This is a genomic window from Pseudomonas gessardii, from assembly GCF_001983165.1.
GTDB lineage: Bacteria > Pseudomonadota > Gammaproteobacteria > Pseudomonadales > Pseudomonadaceae > Aquipseudomonas > Aquipseudomonas gessardii.
The window spans coordinates 387,258-413,153 of the sequence record NZ_MNPU01000001.1 but is presented as its reverse complement, the minus strand read 5'-3'; the positions used below and the strand labels follow the sequence as shown (position 1 = coordinate 413,153).

The window sequence follows — 25,896 nt, the reverse complement described above, 5'->3', positions numbered from 1 at the left end:
TCTGTCCAGGACTTATATAACCGCCACAAGCCCGAATGCCAGCCGTTGATGCTGCGCATTAACCAGAAAACTCTGATACGGATTTGGCCCTGCTGTTGCTAACGTCAGCGCTTGCCCCTTGAAGGAAGTGAGGGTTTCAGTGCAACAAAAAATCGCAGCAGAGTTTCTCGGTACCTTCTGGTTGACCTTCGGCGGTTGCGGCAGTGCGATCCTGTCGGCCGCGTTTCCAGGGTTGGGGATTGGTTTTGCGGGGGTGGCCCTGGCGTTTGGCCTGAGTGTGCTGACCATGTCCTATGCGGTGGGCAGTATCAGTGGCGCGCATTTCAACCCGGCGGTGACGGTGGGGTTGTGGGTCGGAGGGCGGTTTGCAGGGCTGGAGGTGCTGCCCTATATCATCGCCCAGGTCGCCGGCGCGACGGTTGCGGCGGCGATCCTCGCACTGGTCGCCAGTGGCCGGCCAGGGTTTGAGATCGGCGAGTTCGCCGCCAATGGCTATGGTGCATTGAGCCCGGGGCAATACAGCCTGCTGGCCGCCGTGGTCGTGGAAACGGTGGGCACGTTCTTCCTGGTGTTTATTGTCATGCGGGTAACGGCGCCGGGTAACGCATCAGGCTTTGCGCCGATAGCCGTCGGCCTGACCCTAACCCTGATCCACCTGGTGTCGATCCCGGTCACCAATACCTCGGTCAACCCGGCCCGCAGTACCGGGCCGGCGCTGTTTGCCGGTACTGATTACCTGATGCAGCTCTGGCTGTTCTGGCTCGCGCCCCTGGCCGGCGGCGTGGTCGGCGCGCTGGTGGCCCGGGCGATACGGGAAAAGCCCTGAGTATGGTTAGCCGTGCAATTGCTGGCGATAAGGCAGGTCGGGCCCGGTCTTGCTACAGGTCAGCGCGGCGGCGCGAATGGCAAACCTGAGCATCGCGTCGATCTGCTCCCGGGCCAGGCCCTGCACGCCGTCTACCGAATCCAGCTGTTGCTCGGTCAGCCAGGCAATCAAGGCCGCCTGGAAGGTATCGCCGGCGCCGACCGTATCGGCCATCACCACTGGCACCGCCGGGGCCGACCAACTGCCATGCTGGCGGCTGAACACCGTCGCCCCTTGACCGCCACGGGTCAGGAAAATCAGCTGGCAGCGGTACTGCAACCAGCCGTGCAGCACGCTTTCCGGCGCCTGGCCAGGGTAGAGCAGGTGCAGGTCTTCATCGCTGACCTTGATCAGGTCGGCATGCTGCACCAGCTCGGCCACGCGCTGGCGCCAGACCTCGATATCCGGCTCGGGGTTCAGGCGCACATTCGGATCGAGGCTGATCAGGCGCTGGCCGCTTTCCCGGCGCAGCAAGGCCAACAGGCTGTCGGCCACCGGCTGCACCACCAGGGAAAACGAGCCGAAATGCAGGCCGCGCACCTGCGCATCGAGGACCGGCAGATGCCCGAGCTGCAACTGCCGGTCCGCACAGCCTTCCCCCCGGAAACTGTAGTGCGGCGAGCCATTGGCCCCCAGGGCGACCATCGCCAGGGTAGTCGGTGCGGCAAACTCCACCAGGTAGTCGTCGCGCACCCCTTCATCCCTGAGCACCTGGCGCAGGCGTTGGCCCAGGTAGTCGCTGGACAACCCGGCCAACAGCCCCACCTCAATCCCCAGGCGGCGCAACCCCACGGCCACGTTGAACGGCGAGCCGCCGGCAATCGCCTTGAAATTGACTTTCGAGGCCTGCCCGCTGGCATCCTCCTGGCTGAAAAAATCAAACAGCGCTTCGCCACACACCAGATACATATTATTCGCTCTTAAAGGGTTGCCACATGCTGTTGATAGCGTGCATAGGCCTGTTGATAGGCCGCAACACTGGCGGCGACGGGCTGGGTACGGCTGGCCGGGTCGACGCTGACGCAGCGGGCGCACAGTGCTTGCAGGCTTTCGCCGGACTGGCACCACGCAGCCTGGATCGCCGCGCCCAGGGCCGCCGCTTCACTTTGTTCGGTACACACCACTTCGGTGTCCATGATATCGGCGACCATCTGCCGCCACACCGGGCTTTTCGAGCCGCCGCCGATCAGGCGGATACTGTGGCTTTGCAGGCCGGTCTGGCGCAGCAGGTCCAGGCCCTGGCGCAAGCCAAAGGTGGTGCCTTCGACCACCGCGCGGCACAGGTTGCCACGGGTCAGGTTGGTCATGGTCAGGCCGTGCAGGCTGCCGGTGGCGTGGGGCAGGGCGGGCACGCGCTCGCCGTTGAGGAACGGCAGCATGCTGACGCCCTCGGCGCCAATCGGTGCCTGGGCCACCAGGGCGTTGAACGCCACCAGGTCCAGCTCGAACAATTCGCGGATCACCCCGGTGGCATTGGTCAGGTTCATGGTGCAGATCAACGGCAGCCAACCGCCGCTGGAGGAACAGAATGTTGCCACTGCGGCCTGGGCGCTGACCGTCGGCTGGTCGGCAAACCCATACACGGTGCCTGATGAGCCCAGGCTCATGGTGATCACCCCCGGCACAATATTGCCGGTGCCGATGGCTCCCATCATATTGTCGCCACCGCCACTGGACACAATGGCCCCGGGGTTGATCCCCAGGCGTTCGGCGATCCCCGGCAGCACAGTGCCCAGCGCCTGATCGGCTTCGATCAGCGCTGGCAACGCCGCTTCCAGGCGCCCGCTGGGGTCGATATGCCGCAGCAATGGCAAGTCCCATTGGCGGGTGCGCACATTGAAATAGCCGCTGCCCGAGGCGTCGCCATATTCGGCGCAGGCGCGGCCGGTGAGCCAGTAATTGAGATAGTCGTGGGGCAACAGGACATGGGCGATGCGCGCAAACACATCCGGGTGTTGCTCCAGGGTCCACAGCAGCTTGGACACGGTGTAGCCCGGCGCAATGGCCACGCCCAGGCGCTCCAGGGCGCCGCGTTCACCGCCCAGGTGCTGCAGCAGCCGGGCATTTTCCGCGCTGGTTTCGGTGTCGCACCACAGTTTGGCCGGGCGCAACACCTGGCCCTGGGCATCGAGCAGGACCAGGCCATGTTGCTGGCCGGAAACCCCAATGCCGAGGATATCCTGGCCGTCCACGCCGGCTTGTTGCAAGGCGCGGTGGGTGGCTTCGGTCAAGGCGTCCAGCCATTGCGTGGTGTCCTGCTCGCGCCGGCCATTGGCGCCGCTGATCAGGCTGTGCGCGGCGGCGCCCAGGCCCAGCACCTGGCCGTTGGCGGCGTCGAGGACGATGGCTTTGGTGCCTTGGGTGCCGCAGTCGATGCCAAGAAACAAAGATTGCCGGGTCATGGTGGTTACTCAGCAGACAGTAGGGTGAAAACCCGATCAATGTGGGAGCTGGCTTGCCTGCGATGGCGACCGTCCAGGCAACCATGATGTGACTGATACACCGCCATCGCAGGCAAGCCAGCTCCCACAGGTTGATCGAGTTTCTTCAGGAGGTAAGTTGTTTCAGGGTTTCTGTTACACCGTTATCGCGCAAACTGGCAAAACACCGCTCGAACGCGGCCACAAACTCCGGTGAGTTGGGAATCGCCGGGCCAAAAATCTCTTCCACCGTCAACAACCGTTGGCTGATCAACCCGTCATCCGCCACCAGTGCCCGACAGAAGTCGGCGCGGGGGTCGGGGATGCGGTAGCGCACGCCATTTTCATCCACACCCTGCAAGTACAAGGCCCAGGCCGCCACCACCAGGGCCGCGCGCTCGGTGTCACGGCCCTCGGCAATCAAGCGGTTGATGGTCGGTACGGTGAACTTGGGAAACTTCGACGAACCATCGGAACACACGCGCTCCAACTGATCGGCAATCGCCTGGTTGGAGAAGCGCTCCACCAGGGTCTGCTTGTACTGCGTCAGGTCAATGCCCGGCACCGGCGCCAGGTGGGGGGTCACGTCCAGGTCCATATAGGCACGCATATACGCGACAAACAGCGGATCGTTCATGGTCTCGTGGACAAACCGATAACCCTTGAGAAACCCCAGGTAGGTCAGGGCCAGGTGGCTGCCGTTGAGCAGGCCGATCTTCATGGCTTCATAGGGGGTGACGTCATCGGTGAACTGCACGCCCACCTGTTCCCAGGCCGGGCGACCGTTGACGAATTTGTCTTCCAGCACCCATTGCACAAAGGGTTCGCACACCACTGGCCAGGCATCATCAATGCCGTGTTCATCATGCAGTTGCAGGCGGTGGGTGCTGCTGGTCATCGGTGTGATGCGGTCGACCATCGCATTGGGGAAGCTCACGTTGTCCTTGATCCAGTCATGCAGGTCGGCATCGCGCAACGCCGCGAATGCCAGCAGCGCCTTGCGGGTCACGGCGCCATTGTGTGGCAGGTTATCGCAGGACATCACAGTAAAGGCCGCAACACCCGCCGCACGGCGCTGGGCCAGGGCGGCGCAGATAAAGCCGAACACGGTCCTGGGGGCCGCAGGGTGGGCCAGGTCATGCTGGATCTGCGGCAGGTGGGCCATGAATTCGCCGTTGCTGTCGTCGATGCAGTAGCCGCCTTCGGTGATGGTCAGCGAGACGATGCGGATGGCAGGGCTGGCCAGCTTGTCGATCAGGGCCTGGGCGCCGTCTTGTGCCAGCAGCATGTCGCTGATGGCGCCGATCACCCGCACTTCGGTGTCATCGGTGTCGCCCAGCTCATACAAGGTGAACAGATAGTCCTGGCCGGCCAGGTCATCCCGCGCTTTGCGGTCTTCGGCCCGCAGGCCAATGCCGCAGATGCTCCAGTCCAGGCCGACGCCAGTGTTCATCAAGGCATCGGTGTAATACGCCTGGTGCGCACGGTGGAAACCGCCGACGCCGATATGGGCGATGCCCTGGCGCGTATCGGCAATGGTGTAGGCCGGCAGGCGCACTTCGGGCGCCAGCAGCGTGAGGTTCTGCTTATTGAGTTTCATCAAGAGTTCTCGAAATCAGGCGGCAGCGCGCAGTGGACGAGCCACCGCCACACCGTCGCTGTCAAATAGATGGCAGTGCGCCGGGTCCAGGTGCAGTTGCAGGGTCTCGCCATACTGGCTGGCCATGTCGCCGCGGATCCGCATGGTCAGCGGCTCGCCGCTGGTGGTGAGCACATGGCAGAAGGTGTCGCTGCCCAGGCGTTCGCCCACGTCGGCGGTGACGGTCAGGGGGGTATCGCCCGGCGCGGCCAGCTCCAGGTGCTCGGGGCGGATGCCCAGGGTCACCGCGCTGCCCACGCTTAAGCTGGCGCTGCTCAAGGGCAGGCTGACCAGGGTGCCGGCGTCCAGTTGCACGTCGCAGCCCTGGCCGTCGAGCCGGGTGACCTGGCCCTTGAGAAAGCCCATTTTCGGTGTGCCCAAAAAGCCCGCGACAAACAGGTTGGCCGGCTGGTGGTACAGCTCCAGGGGCGAGCCGACCTGTTCGATGCGCCCGCTGTTAAGCACCACCACCTTGTCGGCCAGGGTCATGGCTTCGACCTGGTCATGGGTCACGTAAATCATGGTGGCCTGCAGTTCTTTATGCAGGCGCGCCAGCTCCAGGCGCATTTGCACGCGCAGGGCGGCGTCGAGGTTGGACAGCGGCTCGTCGAACAGGAAGATTTTCGGGTTGCGCACAATCGCCCGGCCAATCGCCACGCGCTGGCGCTGGCCGCCAGACAACTGCTTGGGCTTGCGCTCCAGCAACGGGCCCAGCTCCAGGATGCGCGCCGCCTCGCTGACTTTGCTGTCGACAATCTTTTTGTCCACGCCGGCCAGGTCCAGGGCAAACGACATGTTCTTGCGCACGCTCATATGCGGGTACAGGGCGTAGGTCTGGAACACCATGGCCAGGTCGCGCTTGGCCGGGGTCACTTCGGTGATATCGCGGCCATCGAGCTCGATGGTGCCTTCGCTGACTTCCTCAAGGCCGGCAATCAGGCGCAGCAGGGTCGACTTGCCACAGCCGGAGGGGCCGACGAATACCACGAACTCCTTGTCGTGCACCTCCAGGTCGATGCCCTTGATGATGGAGAAACCCTCGAAGCCTTTTTGCAGATTCTTGATTTTCAGGTTGGCCATGATGGGCCTCCTTTTTATAAGGGGTCGTTATTTCACTGCGCCAAAGGACAGGCCGCGCACCAGTTGCTTCTGGCTGATCCAGCCAAAGATCAGGATCGGTGCGCAGGCCAGGGTCGAGACGGCGGACAATTTGGCCCAGAACAAACCTTCGGGGCTGGAGTAGGAGGCGATCAACGCGGTCAACGGCGCGGCATTCGACGAGGTCAGGTTCAGTGACCAGAACGCCTCGTTCCAGCACAGAATCAGCGACAGCAACACCGTGGAGGCCAGGCCGCCCTTGGCGATGGGCAGCAGCACCCGCAGCATTTCCTGCCACAGGCTGGCGCCGTCCAGGCGCGCGGCTTCGAGGATGTCCTTGGGGATGTCCTTGAAGTAGGTGTACACCATCCACACCACAATCGGCAGGTTGATCAGGGTGTAGATGATGATCAGTGCGATGCGCGTATCCAGCAGGCCCATGCTCTTGGCCAGCAGGTAAATGGGCATCAGCACGCCCACCGGGGGCAGCATCTTGGTCGACAGCATCCACAGCAACGTGCCCTTGGTGCGCTGGGTTTCGTAGAACGCCATGGAGTAGGCCGCCGGCACCGCAATCAGCAGGCACAGGGCGGTGGCGCTGAAGGAAATCACCACCGAGTTCCAGGCAAAACTGGCGTAATTGCTGCGCTCATTGATGTGCAGGTAGTTCTCCAGGGTGGGCGTGAAGATGAACTGCGGCGGCGTGGCAAACGCGTCGATTTCGGTCTTGAAACTGGTGAGCACCATCCAGAAGATCGGGAAGAAAATCACGATGGCGATGGCCCAGGCCAGGGTGCCGAGCAGCAGGCTTTGCAGGCGGCGGGATTGTTGAAGCGTCATGGCGCGGCCCTCAAGGTTTGTCAGTCAGGTTTTTGCCGAGCATCCGCACCAGGATGATCGCCGCAATATTGGCAATGACCACGGCAATCAAGCCGCCAGCCGAGGCCATGCCCACGTCGAACTGCACCAGCGCCTGGTTGTAGATCAGGTAGGCGAGGTTGGTCGAGGCGTAGCCGGGGCCGCCGTTGGTGGTGGTGAAGATCTCGGCGAATACCGAGAGCAGGAAAATCGTCTCGATCATCACCACCACGGCAATGGGCCGGGCCAGGTGCGGCAGGGTCAGGTGCCAGAAAATTGCAATCGGCCCGGCACCGTCCAGGCGCGCGGCTTCTTTCTGTTCCTGGTCCAGGGACTGCATGGCGGTCATCAGGATCAGGATCGCGAAGGGCAGCCATTGCCAGGACACAATGATGATGATCGACAGCAGCGGGTAGTGCGCCAGCCAGTCCACCGGCTGCGCGCCAAACAGCTTCCACACCGCCGCCAGTACGCCGGACACCGGGTGGAAAATCAGGTTCTTCCAGATCAGCGCACCGACCGTGGGCATGATAAAGAACGGCGAGATCAGCAACACCCGCACCAGCCCGCGGCCGAAAAACTCGCTGGCCTCCAGCAAGGCACTGATCAACACCCCCAGCACCACGCTGATCAGCAGCACGCTGCCCACCAGCAACAGGGTGTTGCTGGCACCGGGCAAAAAGCCTGAATCGGTGATGAAGTAGGTGAAGTTCTCCAGGCCCACGAACTGGTTTTCGCCGGGGTAGAGCAGGTTGTAGCGGATCAGCGAAAAATACAGGGTCATGCCCAGGGGCACGATCATCCACAGCAGCAACAGGGCCACCGAGGGGCTGACGAGGAACCAGCCGGGGTTGCGCAGGCGGCTTTTAGACGTATTCATGACAATCAAAACCCATTGGAGGCAAATAGCATCTGCCTTGGAATGCGGTCAATGTAGGCGCTGGCTTGCCTGCGATAGCGGTCGATCAGTTAACTGATTTATCCACTGACAGGCCGCCATCGCAGGCAAGCCAGCTCCCACATCGACTGTGGTGAGCCTGGGCTATTTGGGGTAGCCGGCCCGCTTCATTTCCCGCTCGGTGGTGGTTTGCGCGGCAGCCAGGGCCTGGTCCACCGTCTGCTGGTCGGTCAAGGCGCCGGAGAAGAACTTGCCCACTTGGGTGCCAATGGCCTGGAACTCAGGGATGGTCACCAACTGGATGCCGATATAGGGCACCGGCTTGAGGGTCGGTTTGGTCGGGTCCGCGACTTTCAGCGACTCCAGCGTCACCTTGGCAAATGGCGCAGCCTGCATGTACTCCTCGCTGTAAGTCGAGGCGCGGGTGCCTGGCGGGACATTGGCAATGCCATCGGTCTTGGCCACCAGCGCGCCGTATTCCTTGGAGGTTGCCCAGGCACTGAAGACCTTGGCTGCGTCCTTGGCTTTGGAACTGGTCGGGATCGCCAGGGACCAGGAGTACAGCCACGAGCTGCCCTTGTCGGTGACCTGTTGCGGGGCAAAGGTAAAGCCGACGTGATCGGCGACCTTGCTCTGGGTCTTGTCGGTAACGAACGAACCGGCGACGCTGGCATCCACCCAGATCGCGCACTTGCCGCTGTTGAACAGCGCCAGGTTCTCGTTGAAGCCGTTGCTGGACGCGCCGGGTGGGCCGGACTTCTTCATATTGTCGACGTAGAAGTTCAGCGCGTCCTTCCACTCGGGGCCGTTGAATTCGGGTTGCCACTGCTCATTGAACCAGCGCGCGCCATAGCCATTGGCCAGGGTGGTGATCAGCGCCATGTTCTCGCCCCAACCGGCCTTGCCGCGCAGGCACAGGCCGTATTGCTCCTTGTTCTTGTCGGTGAGCTTTTGCGCAAACTCGCCAATCTGCACCCAGGTTGGATGTTCAGGCATGGTCAGTCCAGCAGCCTTGAACAGGTCGGTGCGGTAGTAGGTGATGGAGCTTTCGGCGTAGAACGGCAGGGCGTACAGCGAGCCCTTGACCGAAAGGCCGTCGCGCACCGAAGGGAACACATCGTCCAGGTCGTAGGACGCCGGCAGGTCCTTCATCGGTTCCAGCCAGCCCTTGGCACCCCAGAGTGCGGCTTCGTACATGCCGATGGTCAGCACATCGAACTGCCCGCCCTGGGTTGCAATGTCAGTGGTCAGGCGTTGGCGCAGCACATTTTCTTCGAGCACCACCCAGTTCAACGTGATGTCCGGGTGCTCGGCCTCGAAGGTTTTCGAGAGCTTTTGCATGCGGATCATGTCGCTGTTGTTGACGGTGGCAATGGTCAGGGTTTGCGCACCCAGGCTGGCGGCGCTGAGGGTCATGCAGGTACAGGCAAGCAGGGCTTTTGCAGTGGAATTCATCGCGCACTCCGTTTCTGTGCCCGGGGGCTGCAGAAGGACAGTTATTGTTGTTGTGTCTTCCCAAGGTGGCAGGAAGAGTGTGCGTTGATTACAGCCTTGCGCAGCCGTGATGACAAATCCTTGGGAGCACTTGGACTGATACTTTTTTGCACTGAGCCCTGCTGGAAGCTGCCTCAGGGAAGTCTATGCACAAGGGATTGGCATTGATGCCACCTGTTACTTTTGACAGTAGACGATATAAAAAAATAGCCGGTTAATGATGGAGCACAATCCAATCAGGAGATGGCTATGGATCTTTCCAAGGTAAGACCCACGATTAACCCGTTGTACAAAGCGGTTCTAGGCCTGGGCGTGGCACTGTTTATCAGTGCCTGCACAACACAATCACCCAATGCTGAAGAACCCCGTTGCACGAGAGAAGGTTATTTTAAAAGTACGGTTATCGTGGGCGGGTATTACAGGTGCGTCTGGAATCCTCGAACTCAAAAGTACACTAGATATGACTACCACTGCCCTAGTGGGCAGGAGTTTGATGAGGGCATTGGAAAGTGCCAGTGATACCCTGCAGTTACACCGAGGCCCCAGCATTTTCGCTGGGGCCTCGGTCTTTTAACACCGCAGAAATTACTCCTCCAGATCGGTCCCCGATGGATAAGGACGCTGTTGTACTTTGATGTCATCAAAATCGTAGATGCCACCGTCTGCCGGGTTGACTACAGAGATTGAAAGTTCAAAGGATTGACCCGGCACAAAGCCCGTCTGCACATCGGCATTGAGCCATGTATTGATGCTGGGGATGACAACATTGTTTTGCCAGTTTCTGGTATGCACCAAGATACTGGTCGGCCCACCAATATTGGCAAACTTGCTGATCTTGTATCTAAATCTAATTCGATAGTATCCCGCTGCATAAGGGAAATAGACCTTGTAGATCCTGACACCACTGCCCGTATAGGGAACGGATTGCAGGTAATAGTTGGCATTTGTCTCGCGGCGGATGCCCACATTGGGCCATTGGCTGAGCCAGTGATTGAAGTAGTATTCGTCGAACGTGGTCTCGTCGTTAATCATCCGGCTGCGTATGCTGTACACCACCGGCGGGAACTCAATGGCCTTCGATTCATCGGTACTGCTCGTTAACGCCGCCTTGAGTTGCATGGTCAGTTGGGTCGCATTGCCCAGATCAATCAGGTACGTATTCAGTATCGCTTTCTGCTGATACCCAAGGTTCAACCAGGCATCGGTCACCCGATCACCGTCGGCACCGTTGAGCAGGGTCAGGTTATGGGCCGCACCGTTGGGTTTGTTACCGAACAAACGTAGCCACACGGGCTGGTTCCTGGCAATGAACGGCCAGGTTCCCACCGTTGCCGTTGCATTACCGACCAATTCACCCACATCGAGTACACCGCCGATCGCTTCATCAATACGCAGCAGGGTTCTTTTCAGCTCTGCCTGGGGGATTGCCTTGAGCGTTACGGTCAACACTGCTGACGGCTGGAAGGTGCCATTGCGCAGGACGGTATATTTCACGGTGAAGAGGGTGTCTTTATTGCCTATGTTTGCGGCAATAAGCGCTTCCGACAAGTTGAAGGTGACCGTGCCGTCGGCTTCTCCGTTGATTGGCCCCTGTTGCCCCGAACCCGCTCCCGGGGCCCCCATCACCTCCAGGGTAATGAAGTCGGTGACATACATCGGGCTGTAGGACACGTCTACCGTTGCACCGAATCGCGCATCCAGCGGGGCTAAGGTCACTGAAGAGCCAGAGCCCGTGGCCTGTCGCAACGTCGGCACCGGGAACTGGGCCGGGATGGCCTGAATGGTGTACCGGCGTTCCGGGAACCACAGGGCATTGGACTCAATGGCCGTTTGGTCAAAGGTCACCCCGAAGCGCATCAGCAATTGCGAGCCATCCTTGAGTTGACGCATCTCGCTCACTGGCGCCGTTGGGCGGATACCGTTCTGCTCGCCGTTAAAGGTCACCGGGTCGCCGTTGTAGAAGGTTGCGTAGAAATCTGTGCCATTGGCATAGGTGCCACGCAATTCAAACCACATCCGTTGATTGCGGTTGATAAAGCTCCAGCGATCGACCATGGCGCGCTCGCTACCGAGCAATGCGTTGATGTTCAGCACGCTGCCGGTATGGCCTTCGATGTAGGGCAGCAGGAGGACGGGAGGCAGCAGGTTCAGGCTCAGCACGGGCGAAGGTGTTTGATGGACCCCCAAGAGCACGAAGTACTGCACCTCGATATAGCGTCCATATCCATTGAGGCTGGCGCCAATGACCTCTGCGGGCACCTCGAAGTGCAAGGTTTTGGACGTATTGCCATCCTTCGTTTCGCAATGGGTACCTATCCCGGGAATACCGGTCCAGCAGGCCTGGATGCGATGACTGGGCAGCATCTGTAGATAGGAGACGGCGATGGTCGCCCCGGACAGCGCGGCTTCGGGGACCAGTTGGTCGGGGTAACGCTGGGCTTGCAATACCTCTGGCCGCAACAGGTCCAGGGCCTCCCCCACAGTGACGATCAATACTTGCGAATAGCGTGTGCCACCACCACTTGCAGGCACCAGCGAATAACTGAGGCGAATTTCGCCATTCTTGCTGGCAACAATCAGCGCCTCCTCCAGGTAGAACTGTACGGGCCTGCCTGCCGTTCCAGTGTTGAGGCGGATCTCGTCACTGGCGGATCCGTTGCTGTTAGCCCCCAGCAAGGTCCACCTGAGAACATCGCCTGGCACCGTCCGCGTATACGGCAGGGTCACCTGGAGCTGGCCGCCCTTTATGCGCGCCGGGTCCAGATTATTGAACTCGTCCACATATTGCAGCTGCGGCTCTGGCAGTTCGGCATCGCGCTGGCCAAAGGTCACTTCCAGCACATCGGACTTGCGGATGGTCTGGATGCCGGGGCTCATGATCCGCACCTTGCCATCATCTACCAGGTAAAACACCTGGACGGTGCCAATCCCGACAAAACGCGCGAAGTCTTCCTGGTCGACAATACGGTAACGCTCCGGCGGTGGCTCCTGGCCTGCCAATGCGCTCTCTTCATAAAACACCAGGCCGCCCCCTGGCCGTACCGCCTCCATCCGCAACGTCACATTGTAGTGGCGATCATAAGGGGTGTAGCGCGGAAAGAAGACTTTGATAAAGGGATGCGCAGGGTCAATGTTGCCACCTTCGTTCTGCTCGATGATCATCGCCGGCATCGTGCTTTTGGTGCCGAAGACCGTGATATTCCGGCGCCGGGATTTGCCCAGGGGCACGTGGTTGGCTGTGGTCAGCGTGTATTCAAACTGCATATGGCCGTTGAGCACCGCCACCAGGTGTTTGCGGTCCACTGGGGCCGTGGCCGACAGCCCAATACGTGCCGGAAACGCTGGCAATGTGGTTTCAAAGGGCAAGCCCTCGGCATCGGCGCCTTTCAAGGTCATGATGATCAAGGCACCAGCAGGGGTCAATGTTCCACTTGGCAGCCTTCTGGGAATAACCACTTCGACCTCGAAGAAGGCATCGCCATGGGTGTCGAGGTTCAGCTTCATGACGGACTCCCCATCCACCACAAAGTGTGGAATAGGGAGCAGGAGGGGGTCCAGATCGCTGTCCACCGTGACGTGATCCGACCACTGTTGGACCTCTCCGGAAAAGTTGAACACCTTGTCATACAGCCGGAAGCGAATAATGACGTCGCCGCTGCCACCATCAATGATGGTCGACTCAGGGATCAATACCGTAATGGGTTTGATGCCGGCGACATGCTCGTCATCAATCCGAAGGATCGTCAGATGGCCGTTCCAATACACCTCGGCGGTGTCGCCTTCCGTGATATTAGGGTAGCGGTCGATCGTCAACTCTACTCCCTCCTTGGCGCGTTCGGGGTCCAGCACGTTGCCCACCAGGTCCGGCGGCAGGTGTATCACCAGTTCGGTGTGATAGGGCAATGCCGGGTCTTTACTGACCCCACCCGGGCGAGTGCGTTTGACATACCAGGTTTCACGGGGGGAAGTACTGGGGGTGCCACTGCCTCTGCGGATAACCTCGCAAAACGTAGGGTAGGTAAACCCCTCCGGAATATGCTCGGGCAGGATGACCAACCGCAAAACAGCCTTGTCCAGATCCTCTGCCCTGATCTCATCCGAAGCAATGGCAAAGCGATCATTGCCCATATAGAACTTATAGGTATCGCCTGGACTGAGACTGGTCCAGCGTGGAAAATTTACCGTCATCCAGGGCATCGTATGGCGAATACCCAGCCCACGTGCGGCTCCCGGCAGCGGGATCACCTCGTCGCTGACGAAGGGGGGGAGCAGTTCGTCTGCATCACTCGGTTGTCCGGGGGCCGGGTGATGAGGCAGGCAAGGTAACGAGGGCGGGGTGGATGGCGCAGGCTTCTTCATCGTGGATGCTCCTTGGGCGGGCAACTGAACAAGGACATCACACACCCAAGGCGGGGGCGCATATAACTGTCAAGATTGACAGTGGCGACGAATGGTTACCCATCCACGGCGGCTCAGGCCAGGTTCTGCTCCGTCAGGCGCTGGACCGCCAGGCGCCGGTAGTGCGAGGGCGTCATGCCTTTGAGCTGTTGGAAGCGCCGGTTGAAGTTGGAGATATTGTTGAACCCCGACTCAAAGCACACCTCGGTCACGGCCTTGTCGCCATCGGCCAGCAACTCGCAGGATTTGCTGATGCGCAGGCGGTTGACGAACTCGATGAAGGTGCGTCCGGTGGCCTGCTTGAACACCCGGGAGAAGTAGGTGGGTTTCATCCCCAGGTACTGCGCGACCTCTTCCAGCGGCAGCTCCCGGGCGTAATGGGCAAAGATGTAGTCCACGGCACGGTTGGTCCGGTCGATGCTGTGCTCATCGGCCAACTGCGCCGTGGTCCCTCCTGACAGCAACTGGTAGTCCTCACACGCGCTGAGGGCCTCCAGCAAGATAAAGAAGTGCCCCAGTCGCGCCATGCCTCGGGCGTCCTCGATGTGTTGCATCAGGGTCATGGCCTGGGCGATGGTCTTTTTGCAGCGGAATTCGATGCCGTACTGCGCCCGTTCCAGCAGCGGTGCCAGGCTCTTGAGCTCAGTGAAGATCTGGCTGGCGCCCTCCAGCAATTCATCGGTGAAATTCACCAGCATGTCGCGCTTGGGCACCACTTCGTCTTCCGCCACCTGGCTGATCCAGTTGTGGGGCAGGTTGGGGCCGGTGAGGAACAGGCTTTCCGGGTGGAAATTGCCGATATAGTCGCCGATAAACACCTTGCCGGCGCTGGCGATAATCAAGTGCAGCTCGTATTCCTTGTGAAAGTGCCAGCGCACCAGCGGGCAGGGGAAGCCATGCTGGCGATAGATGATGGACAGGCCGTTGTGGTCGTCCATCAGCTCGTAGGAAGGGTCGGTGATTCGCGCTGCCCGGGTCATGCTGCCGTCGCTTTTAGTGGAGGTGCGCAACCGATAATGCCCCGTTGCACGCCACCTCGCCAGCGCCGCTGCCTACAGCGCGCGGTTTTTTGCTTCGATCCACTGCGCCATGTACTGGGTACTTTTGTGCAGATGGTGGCGCAGCATGCTGCCGGTAAAGTTGTTGCGTCGATGTTGCGCCAGTGTCGCGCGGCAATGTTGCAGGCGCTCCACCAGCGCCGGGCCGTGGATCTGTGAGGCATAGCGACGGGCCAGTAGCGCACGCCCCTGTTCCTGGGCCTGGGTCCAGGCGTGCCGGTCTTCGTACAGGGCCACGGCGACAGCGGCCAGGGCCGTGGTGCTGTGGGCGACCGCCCCGGGCCAGGGCTGCCCGTCGCCCATGCCTTCGGCGCCGATGGGCGTGGTGATGCTCGGTGTACCACAGAGCATGCCATCGGCCAGCTTGCCCTTGATCCCGGCGCCAAAGCGCAGCGGCGCCAGGCAGATACGCGCGGCCGACATCACTTGCAGGGCGTCCTCGGCCCAGTTCATCACATGAAAGCCCTGGGCCGGGTTGTGCAAGGCCGTGGCCTTGGGCGGCGTGTAGGCACCATAGATATGCAGTTGGGCGCCAGGCAGTTGCTGGCGAATCAACGGCCAGAGGCTGTTTTTCATCCACAACACGGCGTCCCAGTTGGGGGCATGGCGGAAGTTGCCGATGCTCAAGAAATGCGCGCGATCCTCATAAGGGGTAAAGGTCTCGCTGGGCGCATCGACCATCAAGGGGCACCAGTGGAGCAGGGCGGCGGGCACCTTGAAGTGTTCGGTGAGCAACTGGATCTCCACATCGGAAATCATCAGGCTGATATCACAGCGGTAGATCGCCGCGATCTCGCGCTTGGCCAGGTCGGTGTCGGCCATCATCTGGAACGCTTCGTCCAGGGCGGGGGCGAATAACGGGCTGAAGTCGTCAGCATCCGGCTGATGCTTGAGGTAATCCTTGAGGCGCTGCTGGCGGGCATCGCGCAGGCTCTGCAAGTCCGAGGTTTCCAGCACGCGCAGGGCCTGGGGGCAATGCTTTTCCACGCGCCAGCCGAATTGTTCCTCCATCATGAAACGGTCGAACAGCACAATGTCCGGGGCCAGTTCGCGGATAAAGTCGTCGAAACTGCTGCTATTGAGCTCGATGGCGCATTCGCCGATGCCCAGTGCCGCGAGGTCGGCCTTGTGCTCGCCGATAGCGGCCGGGCTGCTGAAGGTGATCTTCCAGCCTTGGGCCAGAAAACTTTCCAGGATCTGCATCATATGCCCGCCGGCAGCCGAGGAGCGGGGCTCCGGCCAGACATAACCGATGACCAGGACGTGGGTGGCAGGCGGAGTGTTCAACGATGGATTCCTTCAAGGGCAGGGCGACAGCGGCGCAATTAAACCACAGCGGCCCGGCGCGGGCGCAGTCATGACATTTTGTGTTAGGGCATAGGTGTCAATCGCACTTTGTGGTTAACTTCGGCCTCTCGAATTCGTTTCATCCAACTCAGCATAAGGATTCCGTTCATGGCTCAAGTCACCCTCAAAGGCAACCCGGTCCAGGTTGAAGGCCAGTTGCCGCAAGTTGGCACCCAGGCCCTCGACTTTTCCCTGACGGCAGGCGATCTGTCGGACGTCACCCTGGCGACTTTCACCGGCAAGCGCAAAGTACTGAACATCTTCCCAAGCGTTGACACCCCGACCTGCGCCACATCGGTGCGCAAGTTCAATGCCCAGGCCAACGCGCTGGATAACACCGTTGTACTGTGCATCTCCACCGACCTGCCATTCGCCCAGGCCCGCTTCTGCGGCGCCGAAGGCCTGGAAAACGTGAAGAACCTGTCGGACTTCCGCAGCGCCGACTTTGCCGTTGACTACGGTGTCTCCATTGCCGATGGCGTCCTCAAGGGCCTGACCGCTCGCGCCGTGGTGGTCCTGGACGAAAACGACAAGGTGCTGCACAGCGAGTTGGTGGGCGAAATCGCCGAAGAGCCAAACTACGACGCGGCCCTGGCTGTACTGAAGTAATTGCGGCTGCGCATTACTGTCGCTTTGCAGTAACACGTATGATGCATGCTTGCGGCCTGGCCTAGTCCAGGCCGTTTTTATTTGTGCTTCAGCGGTTTAGGTCAAATAGCTGATGTTTCACCGCGAAAAGTAAATGTTTGTAAGCCCGAAGGTAAATAGCCGGTAAAGGCGCTTTTCTAAACGCGCCCCAGTGCTTATCTTTCAGCCTCCCACAGTAGAAGCCCTCGCCTCCAATGGTTGATCAATCCATGCAATCGTCCCCCCGTAGTTCCCGCCGCTGGCTGTTTGGCTTGCTCGTGCTGTTGGTTGTTGCCTTCCTGTGCTGGAAATTCTGGCCGACCGGCACCGCCCAAAAGGACGCGCCAGCCGCCAGGACCAGCAAGACCGGGATGATGCGTCCCGGCTTCGGTGGCTCCGGTGCGGCAGTGCCGGTGCGTGTCGCGCCGGCGGTCACGGGGGACTTCCCGCTGTACTACAAGGCGCTGGGGACCGTGACGGCCTTGAACACCATCAACGTGCGCAGCCGGGTCGGGGGAGAGCTGGTCAAGATCGCCTTTGAAGAAGGGCAGATGGTCAAGGCTGGCGACCTGTTGGCGCAAATCGACCCGCGCAGCTACCAGAACGCCTTGCTCCAGGCCCAGGGCACGCTCCTGCAAAACCAGGCCCAACTGAAGAACGCCCAGGTTGACCTGGAGCGCTATCGCGGCCTGTATGAACAAGACAGTATCGCCAAGCAGACCCTGGACACCGCCGCCGCGCTGGTCCTGCAATACCAGGGCACGGTCAAGACCAACCAGGGCGCGGTGGATGACGCCAAGCTCAACCTCGAATTCACCCGCATCCGCGCGCCGATTTCCGGGCGTGTCGGCCTGCGCCAGTTGGATGTCGGCAACCTGGTGGCGGCCAATGACACCACCGCCCTGGCGATCATCACCCAGACCCAGCCGATCAGCGTGGCCTTTACCTTGCCGGAGAACAGCCTGCAAACCGTATTGGCCCGCTACCGCAGCGGCAACAAGTTGCCGGTACAGGCCTGGGATCGTGGCGATGTGCAATTGCAAGCCACCGGGGTGTTGCAGAGCCTGGACAACCAGATCGACGTCACCACCGGCACCCTGAAATTCAAGGCACGCTTCGATAACCAGGACCAGGTGCTGTTCCCCAACCAGTTCGTCAACGTGCGCCTGTTGGCCGACACCCTGAAAAACGTGGTGCTGGTGCCTTCGGCGGCGATCCAGTTCGGCACCAATGGCACCTTTGTCTACGCCCTGGACGGTGACAAGAAGGTCAAGATCCGCACCCTGGTCATCGGTGATACCGATGGCCAGAACACCGTGGTCAAGGAAGGCCTGGCGGCAGGCGATCGCGTGGTACTGGAAGGCACCGACCGTCTGAAGGACGGCACCGATGTGGAAGTGGTCAACGACGGCAACCAGGTCCCCACCACCCCGACCGAACACTTGCAGGGCAAGCCCGCGGCACCAGGCGACAGCAGCCCGGCGGCGGATGCCGGCAAGGCGCCAAAGGCCGGCGCATGAACCTGTCACGCCTGTTTATCCTCAGGCCCGTCGCCACCACCCTGAGCATGCTGGCCATTGTCCTGGCCGGCCTGATTGCCTATCGCCTGATGCCGGTGTCGGCCTTGCCCCAGGTGGATTACCCGACCATCCGCGTCATGACCCTGTACCCCGGCGCCAGCCCGGACGTCATGACCAGCGCGGTCACCGCCCCCCTGGAGCGCCAGTTCGGGCAAATGCCCGGCCTCACGCAGATGGCGTCCACCAGTTCCGGTGGCGCCTCGGTGCTGACCCTGCGCTTCAGCCTGGACGTCAATATGGACGTGGCCGAGCAACAGGTGCAGGCGGCGATCAACGCGGCCAGCAACCTGCTGCCCTCGGACCTGCCGGCGCCACCGGTGTACAACAAGGTCAACCCGGCCGACACCCCGGTGCTGACCCTGGCCATCACCTCCAAGACCATGCTGCTGCCCAAGCTCAATGACCTGGTCGATACGCGCATGGCGCAAAAGATCGCGCAGATCAGCGGCGTGGGCATGGTCAGCATCGCCGGCGGCCAGCGCCAGGCGGTGCGGATCAAGGTCAACCCCGAGGCCCTGGCCGCCAATGGCTTGAACCTGGCGGACGTGCGCAGCCTGATCGCCGCCTCCAACGTTAACCAGCCCAAGGGTAACTTCGACGGCCCGACCCGGGTGTCGATGCTCGATGCCAACGACCAGTTGGTCTCGCCCGAGCAGTACGCCGAACTGATCCTGGCCTACAGCAACGGCGCGCCGCTGCGCCTCAAAGATGTCGCACAGATTGTCGATGGTGCCGAAAACGAACGCCTTGCCGCCTGGGCCAATGAAAACCAGGCCGTGCTGCTCAATATCCAGCGCCAGCCGGGGGCCAACGTGATCGAGGTGGTGGACCGCATCAAGGCGCTGCTGCCGAGCATCACCGATAACCTGCCGGCCGGCCTCGATGTGACGGTACTCACCGACCGCACCCAGACCATCCGCGCCTCGGTCACCGATGTGCAGCATGAATTGCTGATCGCCATTGCCCTGGTGGTGATGGTCACGTTCCTGTTCCTGCGCCGTTTCAGCGCCACCCTCATCCCCTCGATTGCCGTGCCGTTGTCCCTGATCGGCACCTTTGGCGTGATGTACCTGGCCGGGTTCTCCATCAACAACCTGACCCTGATGGCCCTGACCATCGCCACCGGGTTTGTGGTGGACGATGCCATCGTGATGCTGGAGAACATTTCCCGCTATATCGAGGAAGGCGAGACGCCGCTGGCGGCCGCGCTCAAGGGCGCCAAGCAGATTGGCTTTACCCTGGTGTCCCTGACCCTGTCGCTGATCGCGGTATTGATCCCGCTGCTGTTTATGGCCGATGTGGTCGGGCGGCTGTTCCGCGAATTTGCCATCACCCTGGCGGTGGCAATCCTGATTTCCCTGGTGGTGTCCCTGACCCTGACGCCAATGATGTGCGCGCGCCTGCTCAAGCGCGAACCCAAGGAAGAAGAACAGGGCCGCTTCTACAAGGCCAGCGGCGCCTGGATCGACTGGCTGGTCGCCGCCTACGGCCGCAAGCTGCAGTGGGTGCTCAAGCACCAGCCGCTGACCCTGCTGGTGGCCATCGCCACCCTGGGCCTGACAGTGGTGCTGTACCTGGTAGTGCCCAAGGGTTTCTTCCCGGTGCAGGACACCGGGGTGATCCAGGGTATTTCCGAGGCGCCGCAGTCGATTTCCTTCGCGGCCATGAGCCAGCGCCAGCAGGAACTGGCGAAGATCATCCTCGAAGATCCTGCGGTGGAAAGCCTGTCTTCCTACATTGGGGTCGATGGCGATAACGCCACCCTCAACAGTGGCCGCCTGCTGATCAACCTCAAGCCCCATAAAGAGCGGGACTTGAGCGCCGTCGAGGTGATCGCACGCCTGCAACCGACGCTGGACAAACTGGTAGGCATCCGCCTGTTCATGCAGCCGGTGCAGGACCTGACCATCGAAGATCGCGTCAGCCGCACCCAGTACCAGTTCAGCATGTCCTCCCCGGATGCCGACCTGCTGGCCCTGTGGAGCGGCAAACTGGTACAGGCCCTGAGCCAGCACCCGGAACTCACCGACGTGGCCAGCGACCTGCAGGACAAAGGCCTGCAGGTGTACATGGTGATCGACCGCGATGCCGCCTCGCGCCTGGGCGTGTCGGTGGCCAATATCACCGACGCCCTGTACGACGCCTTCGGCCAGCGGCAGATTTCCACGATCTACACCCAGGCCAGCCAGTACCGCGTGGTGCTGCAGGCCCAGTCCGGCGAAAGCCTGGGGCCGGACGCGCTGAACCAGATCCACGTAAAGACCACCGACGGCGGCCAGGTGCGCCTGTCGAGCCTGGCCCGCCTCGAACAGCGCCAGGCGCAGTTGGCGATTACCCATATCGGCCAGTTCCCGGCGGTGATGATGTCGTTCAACCTGGCGCCCGGTGTGGCCCTGGGCAAGGGTGTGGAGCTGATCAACCAGGTGCAGAAGGAGATCGGCATGCCGATCGGCGTGCAGACCCAGTTCCAGGGCGCCGCCCAGGCGTTCGAGGCGTCGCTGTCGAGCACCTTGCTGCTGATCCTGGCGGCGGTGGTGACCATGTACATCGTGCTCGGCGTGCTGTACGAGAGCTATATCCACCCGATCACCATCCTCTCGACCTTGCCGTCGGCCGCGGTGGGGGCGTTGCTGGCGTTGCTGTTCACGGGCAATGACCTGGGGATGATCGCGATCATCGGTATCATCCTGCTGATCGGCATCGTGAAGAAGAACGCGATCATGATGATCGACTTCGCCCTCGACGCCGAACGCAACCAGGGCCTGGACCCGCAGACCGCGATCTACCAGGCGGCGCTGCTGCGCTTCCGGCCGATCCTGATGACCACCCTGGCGGCGCTGTTCGGGGCCGTGCCGTTGATGCTGGCCACGGGCTCCGGCGCCGAGTTGCGCCAGCCCCTGGGCCTGGTGATGGTGGGTGGCTTGCTGTTGAGCCAGATCCTTACGCTGTTTACCACGCCGGTGATCTACCTGTACTTCGACCGCCTTGGCCGTCGCTGGCGCAAGAGCCCCGAAGCGCTGGAGCCGGTTGAGCCATGAACCTGTCCGGACCTTTTATTCGCCGGCCGGTAGCCACCATGCTGCTGAGCCTGGCGATCATGTTGCTGGGCGGTGTCAGTTTCAACCTGTTGCCGGTGTCGCCGTTGCCGCAGATCGACTTCCCGGTGATCGTGGTGTCTGCCAGCCTGCCTGGTGCGAGCCCGGAAGTGATGGCGTCTACCGTGGCCACGCCCCTGGAGCGTTCCTTTGGCGCGATTGCCGGGGTCACCACCCTGAGCAGCTCGTCCAGCCAGGGCTCGACCCGGGTGATCCTGGCCTTTGACTCCGACCGCGATATCAACGGCGCGGCGCGGGAAGTGCAAGCGGCGATCAATGCCTCGCGCAACCTGCTGCCCAGCGGCATGCGCAGCATGCCCACCTACCGCAAGATCAACCCGTCCCAGGCGCCGATCATGGTGTTGTCGCTGACCTCGGACGTATTGCCCAAGGGGCAGCTGTACGACCTGGCCTCGACCATCCTCTCGCAAAGCCTGTCCCAGGTGCAGGGGGTGGGCGAAGTGCAGATCGGCGGCAGCTCCCTGCCAGCGGTGCGCATCGAGCTGGAACCCAAGGCCCTGGACCAGTACGGCGTGTCCCTGGATGAAGTGCGCGACACCATTGCCAATGCCAACGTGCGCCGGCCCAAGGGCTCGGTGGAAGATGGCGAGCGCAACTGGCAGATCCAGGCCAACGACCAGCTGGAAAAAGCCAAGGACTATGAGCCGCTGCTGATCCGCTACCAGGACGGCGCCGCCTTGCGCCTGAGTGACGTGGCGAAGATCAGCGATGGCGTCGAAGACCGCTACAACAGTGGTTTCTTCAACAATGATGCGGCGGTGTTGCTGGTGATCAACCGCCAGTCCGGCGCCAACATCATCGAGACCGTCAAGCAGATCAAGGCCCAGTTGCCGGCGTTGCAGGCGGTGCTGCCGTCCAGCGTCAAGCTCAACCTGGCCATGGACCGTTCGCCGGTGATCACCGCCACCCTGCATGAAGCGGAAATGACCCTGCTGATTGCCGTGGCCCTGGTGATCCTGGTGGTGTACCTGTTCCTCGGTAACTTCCGCGCCTCGCTAATCCCGACCCTCGCGGTGCCGGTGTCGCTGGTGGGCACCTTTGCCATCATGTACCTGTATGGGTTTTCCCTGAACAACCTGTCGCTGATGGCCCTGATCCTCGCCACCGGCCTGGTGGTGGACGACGCCATTGTGGTGCTGGAGAACATCTCCCGGCATATCGACGACGGTATCGCGCCGATGAAGGCGGCGTACCTGGGGGCCAAGGAGGTCGGTTTTACCCTGCTGTCGATGAACGTGTCGCTGGTGGCGGTGTTCCTGTCGATCCTGTTTATGGGCGGGATTGTCACCAGCCTGTTCCGTGAGTTCTCCATCACCCTGGCGGCGGCGATCATCGTGTCGCTGGTGGTTTCCCTGACCCTGACCCCGATGCTCTGCGCGCGCTGGCTCAAGCCCCATGTCAAAGGGCAGCAGACTGGCTTGCAGCGCTGGAGCCAGAAGGTCAACGACCAGATGGTCGCAGGTTATGCCCGCAGCCTCGACTGGGTGCTGCGACACAAGCGCCTGACCCTGCTCAGCCTGCTGCTGACCATCGGCGTGAATATTGCGCTGTATGTGGTGGTGCCCAAAACCTTTATGCCGCAGCAGGACACCGGGCAACTGATCGGTTTTGTGCGCGGCGATGACGGCCTGTCATTCAGTGTCATGCAGCCGAAGATGGAGATCTTCCGCAAGGCCGTGCTGCAAGACCCGGCTGTGGAAAGCGTGGCCGGCTTTATCGGTGGCAGCAACGGCACCAACAACGCGGTGATGTTGGTACGCCTCAAGCCGATCAAGGAACGCAAGCTGTCGGCCCAGGCGGTGATCGAGCGCCTGCGCAAAAACGTGCCCCCGGTGCCCGGTGGCCGCTTGATGCTGATGGCCGACCAGGACCTGCAATTTGGCGGTAGCCGCGACCAGACGTCCTCGCAGTATTCCTACATCCTGCAAAGTGGCGACCTGGCCGCCTTGCGCCTGTGGTACCCGAAAGTGGTCGCCGCCTTGCGCGCCTTGCCGGAGCTGACCGCCATCGACGCCCGCGAAGGCCGGGGCGCGCAGCAGGTGACGCTGATTGTCGATCGCGACCAGGCCAAGCGCCTGGGCGTAGACATGAACATGGTCACCTCGGTGCTGAACAACGCCTACAGCCAGCGGCAGATTTCCACCATTTATGACAGCCTCAACCAGTACCGGGTGGTGATGGAGGTCAACCCCAAATACGCCCAGGACCCGATTACCCTCAATCAGGTGCAGGTGATTACCGCTGACGGCGCGCGGATTCCGCTGTCGACCATCGCCCACTACGAAAACAGCCTGGCCGACGACCGCGTCAGCCACGAAGGGCAGTTTGCCTCTGAAGACATTGCCTTCGACATGGCGCCCGGGGTCACGGTGGAGCAGGGCACGGCCGCTATCGAGCGGGCGATTGCCAAGGTCGGCTTGCCCGAAGATGTGATCGCCAAGATGGCCGGCACCGCCGACGCCTTCGCCGCCACCCAGAAAAGCCAGCCGTTCATGATCCTCGGCGCGTTGGTGGCGGTGTACCTGGTGCTGGGGATTCTCTATGAAAGCTACATTCACCCGCTGACCATCCTCTCGACCTTGCCCTCGGCCGGGGTCGGCGCACTGCTGTCGATCTACGTGCTGGGCGGCGAGTTCAGCCTGATCTCGCTGCTGGGCCTGTTCCTGCTGATCGGCGTGGTGAAGAAAAACGCGATCCTGATGATCGACCTGGCCCTGCAACTGGAACGCAAGGAAGGCATGCAGCCCCTGGAATCGATTCGCAGTGCCTGCCTGCTGCGCCTGCGGCCGATCCTGATGACCACCCTGGCGGCGATCCTCGGTGCCTTGCCTTTGCTGCTGAGCAGCGCCGAAGGCGCGGAAATGCGCCAGCCCCTGGGCCTGACCATTATCGGCGGCCTGGTCTTCAGCCAGATCCTGACCCTTTACACCACCCCGGTGGTTTACCTCTATCTCGACCGCCTGCGCCATCGTTTCAACGACTGGCGCGGGGTGCGTACCGACGCTGCCCTGGACACTCCGTTATGACCGAATCAACTGTTTTCCGGGCCCCTGCATTGGCGGTGATTGTGTGCGGCGCGCTCCTCAGCGCCTGCGCCGTAGGCCCCGATTACCAGCGCCCGCCAGTCGCAGAGCCTGCGCAGTACAAACAAGCCCAGGGCTGGCGCCAGGCCGCCCCCAGCGATGCCCTGGCCCGTGGCGCCTGGTGGGAGTTGTATGGCGACCGGCAACTCAACAGCCTGGTGGACACACTCAACACGGCCAACCAGACCGTGGCCCAGGCCGAAGCCCGCTACCGCCAGGCCCAGGCCACCGCACGCAGCGCCCGTGGCGCGTTCTTCCCGACCGTTGACCTGAGCGCCGGGAAAACCCGCGCCAGCCAGGGCACCGGCAGCAGTAATGCGAGCTTGAGCAGCTCCAGCAGCGGTATCCGCAACACCCTCAACACCCAGCTGGGGGTGAGCTGGGAGGCCGATATCTGGGGCAAGTTGCGCCGTGGCCTGGAGGCCAGCAATGCCAGTGAGCAAGCCAGCGCCGCCGACCTGGCCGCCATGCGCCTGAGCCAGCAGTCGGAGTTGGTGCAGAACTACTTGCAGCTGCGGGTCATGGACGAACAGACGCGCTTGCTGCAAGCCACCGTCGAGACCTACCAGCGCTCGCTGCAAATGACCCAGAACCAGTACCGCGCCGGCGTGTCCGGCAAGGACGCCGTGGCCCAGGCCCAGACCCAGCTCAAGAGCACCCAGGCCAGCCTGATCGACCTGATCTGGCAGCGTGCGCAGCTGGAAAACGCCATCGCGGTGCTGATCGGCGAGCCCCCGGCCACGTTCAACCTGGCGGTGAGCCAGGACATTCCCGCCTTGCCGCAGATTCCTGCCAACCTGCCATCGCAACTGCTGGAGCGCCGCCCGGACATCGCCTCGGCCGAGCGTGCGGTGATCGCTGCCAACGCCAATATCGGCGTGGCGAAAACCGCCTACTACCCGGACCTGACCCTGAGCCTGGCCGGCGGTTATTCCAGCAGTACCTATGCCGACTGGATCAGCCTGCCCAACCGTTTCTGGTCGGTGGGCCCCAAACTGGCGATGACCTTGTTCGACGGTGGGCAACGCTCGGCGGAAGTCGACCGTGCCGAAGCGTCCTACGACGAAACCGTGGCCAAATACCGCCAGACCGTGCTCGACGGTTTCCGCGAAGTAGAAAACTATATGGTTCAGCTCAAGGTCCTGGAGGACGAGGCGGGCGTGAGCAACGAGGCCCTGGAGTCCGCGCGCGAATCCCTGCGCCTGACCCAGAACCAGTACAAGGCGGGCCTGATTGCCTATCTGGATGTGGTTAACGTGCAGGCCACGGCCTTGAGCAACGAACGCACGGTCTTGACCTTGCTGCAAACCCGGCTGGTGGCCAGTGTGCAACTGATCGCGGCGTTGGGTGGCGGTTGGGATGGCCAGCTGGAGCCGCAAGAAAAACCCTGACCCCTGCGGGAGCCAGCGCCCACA

16 protein-coding genes are annotated in these 25,896 nt (G+C 61.8%); 6 read left to right on the top strand and 10 right to left on the bottom strand.

Translation table 11 applies throughout. The features are described from left to right. The first annotated feature begins 139 nt into the window (after positions 1–139). Entirely contained in the window at positions 140–826 is a 687-nt protein-coding gene (gene aqpZ, locus BLL38_RS01650) for an aquaporin Z (RefSeq protein ID WP_076961017.1), read from the top strand. Positions 827–832: 6 nt separating this feature from the next. On the opposite strand, the gene BLL38_RS01645 is transcribed toward aqpZ, so the two are convergent. From BLL38_RS01645 to BLL38_RS01595, 10 genes are all read right to left on the bottom strand, one after another. After that, positions 833–1,774, bottom strand: a complete 942-nt coding sequence (locus BLL38_RS01645) for a carbohydrate kinase family protein (RefSeq protein WP_076961016.1) — start codon at positions 1,772–1,774, stop codon at positions 833–835. 11 nt (positions 1,775–1,785) lie between these two features. Beyond that, a complete protein-coding gene (gene xylB / locus BLL38_RS01640) occupies positions 1,786–3,267 on the bottom strand; it encodes a xylulokinase (protein ID WP_076961015.1) in 1,482 nt (493 codons plus the stop codon). 145 nt (positions 3,268–3,412) lie between these two features. Then, positions 3,413–4,885, bottom strand: coding sequence for a mannitol dehydrogenase family protein (locus BLL38_RS01635; RefSeq protein ID WP_076961014.1), 1,473 nt, complete (start codon positions 4,883–4,885; stop codon positions 3,413–3,415). Between the two features lie 15 nt (positions 4,886–4,900). After that, entirely contained in the window at positions 4,901–6,004 is a 1,104-nt protein-coding gene (locus tag BLL38_RS01630) for an ABC transporter ATP-binding protein (protein WP_076961013.1), read from the bottom strand. A 27-nt stretch (positions 6,005–6,031) separates the two neighbouring features. Further along, positions 6,032–6,862, bottom strand: a complete 831-nt coding sequence (locus BLL38_RS01625) for a carbohydrate ABC transporter permease (RefSeq protein WP_076961012.1) — start codon at positions 6,860–6,862, stop codon at positions 6,032–6,034. 10 nt (positions 6,863–6,872) lie between these two features. Beyond that, positions 6,873–7,760, bottom strand: a complete 888-nt coding sequence (locus BLL38_RS01620) for a carbohydrate ABC transporter permease (protein WP_076961011.1) — start codon at positions 7,758–7,760, stop codon at positions 6,873–6,875. A gap of 162 nt (positions 7,761–7,922) precedes the next feature. After that, positions 7,923–9,233, bottom strand: coding sequence for an ABC transporter substrate-binding protein (locus tag BLL38_RS01615; protein WP_076961010.1), 1,311 nt, complete (start codon positions 9,231–9,233; stop codon positions 7,923–7,925). A gap of 624 nt (positions 9,234–9,857) precedes the next feature. Beyond that, entirely contained in the window at positions 9,858–13,631 is a 3,774-nt protein-coding gene (locus BLL38_RS01610) for a hypothetical protein (protein WP_130898183.1), read from the bottom strand. Between the two features lie 113 nt (positions 13,632–13,744). Next, positions 13,745–14,650 (bottom strand): AraC family transcriptional regulator, encoded by a 906-nt coding sequence (locus BLL38_RS01600; RefSeq protein ID WP_076961007.1) that lies wholly within the window; start codon positions 14,648–14,650, stop codon positions 13,745–13,747. Positions 14,651–14,722: 72 nt separating this feature from the next. Next, positions 14,723–16,015, bottom strand: a complete 1,293-nt coding sequence (locus tag BLL38_RS01595) for a glycosyltransferase (RefSeq protein ID WP_076961006.1) — start codon at positions 16,013–16,015, stop codon at positions 14,723–14,725. 168 nt (positions 16,016–16,183) lie between these two features. On the opposite strand from BLL38_RS01595, the gene tpx reads away from it, so the two are divergent. The 5 genes from tpx (at position 16,184) to BLL38_RS01570 (ending at position 25,872) form a co-directional block, all read left to right on the top strand. Further along, the gene (gene tpx, locus BLL38_RS01590) at positions 16,184–16,684 is read left to right on the top strand and encodes a thiol peroxidase (RefSeq protein ID WP_076961005.1); all 501 of its coding nucleotides are present in this window, start codon (positions 16,184–16,186) and stop codon (positions 16,682–16,684) included. A 233-nt stretch (positions 16,685–16,917) separates the two neighbouring features. Further along, complete coding sequence (locus BLL38_RS01585; protein WP_076961004.1) at positions 16,918–18,222, top strand: MdtA/MuxA family multidrug efflux RND transporter periplasmic adaptor subunit; 1,305 nt, start codon at positions 16,918–16,920, stop codon at positions 18,220–18,222. Next, a complete protein-coding gene (locus BLL38_RS01580) occupies positions 18,219–21,320 on the top strand; it encodes an MdtB/MuxB family multidrug efflux RND transporter permease subunit (RefSeq protein ID WP_076961003.1) in 3,102 nt (1,033 codons plus the stop codon). The genes BLL38_RS01585 and BLL38_RS01580 overlap by 4 nt, the downstream gene beginning before the upstream one ends. Further along, positions 21,317–24,424, top strand: coding sequence for an efflux RND transporter permease subunit (locus tag BLL38_RS01575; RefSeq protein WP_076961002.1), 3,108 nt, complete (start codon positions 21,317–21,319; stop codon positions 24,422–24,424). The genes BLL38_RS01580 and BLL38_RS01575 overlap by 4 nt, the downstream gene beginning before the upstream one ends. Continuing rightward, a complete protein-coding gene (locus tag BLL38_RS01570) occupies positions 24,421–25,872 on the top strand; it encodes an efflux transporter outer membrane subunit (protein WP_076961001.1) in 1,452 nt (483 codons plus the stop codon). The genes BLL38_RS01575 and BLL38_RS01570 overlap by 4 nt, the downstream gene beginning before the upstream one ends. Positions 25,873–25,896 lie beyond the last annotated feature (24 nt).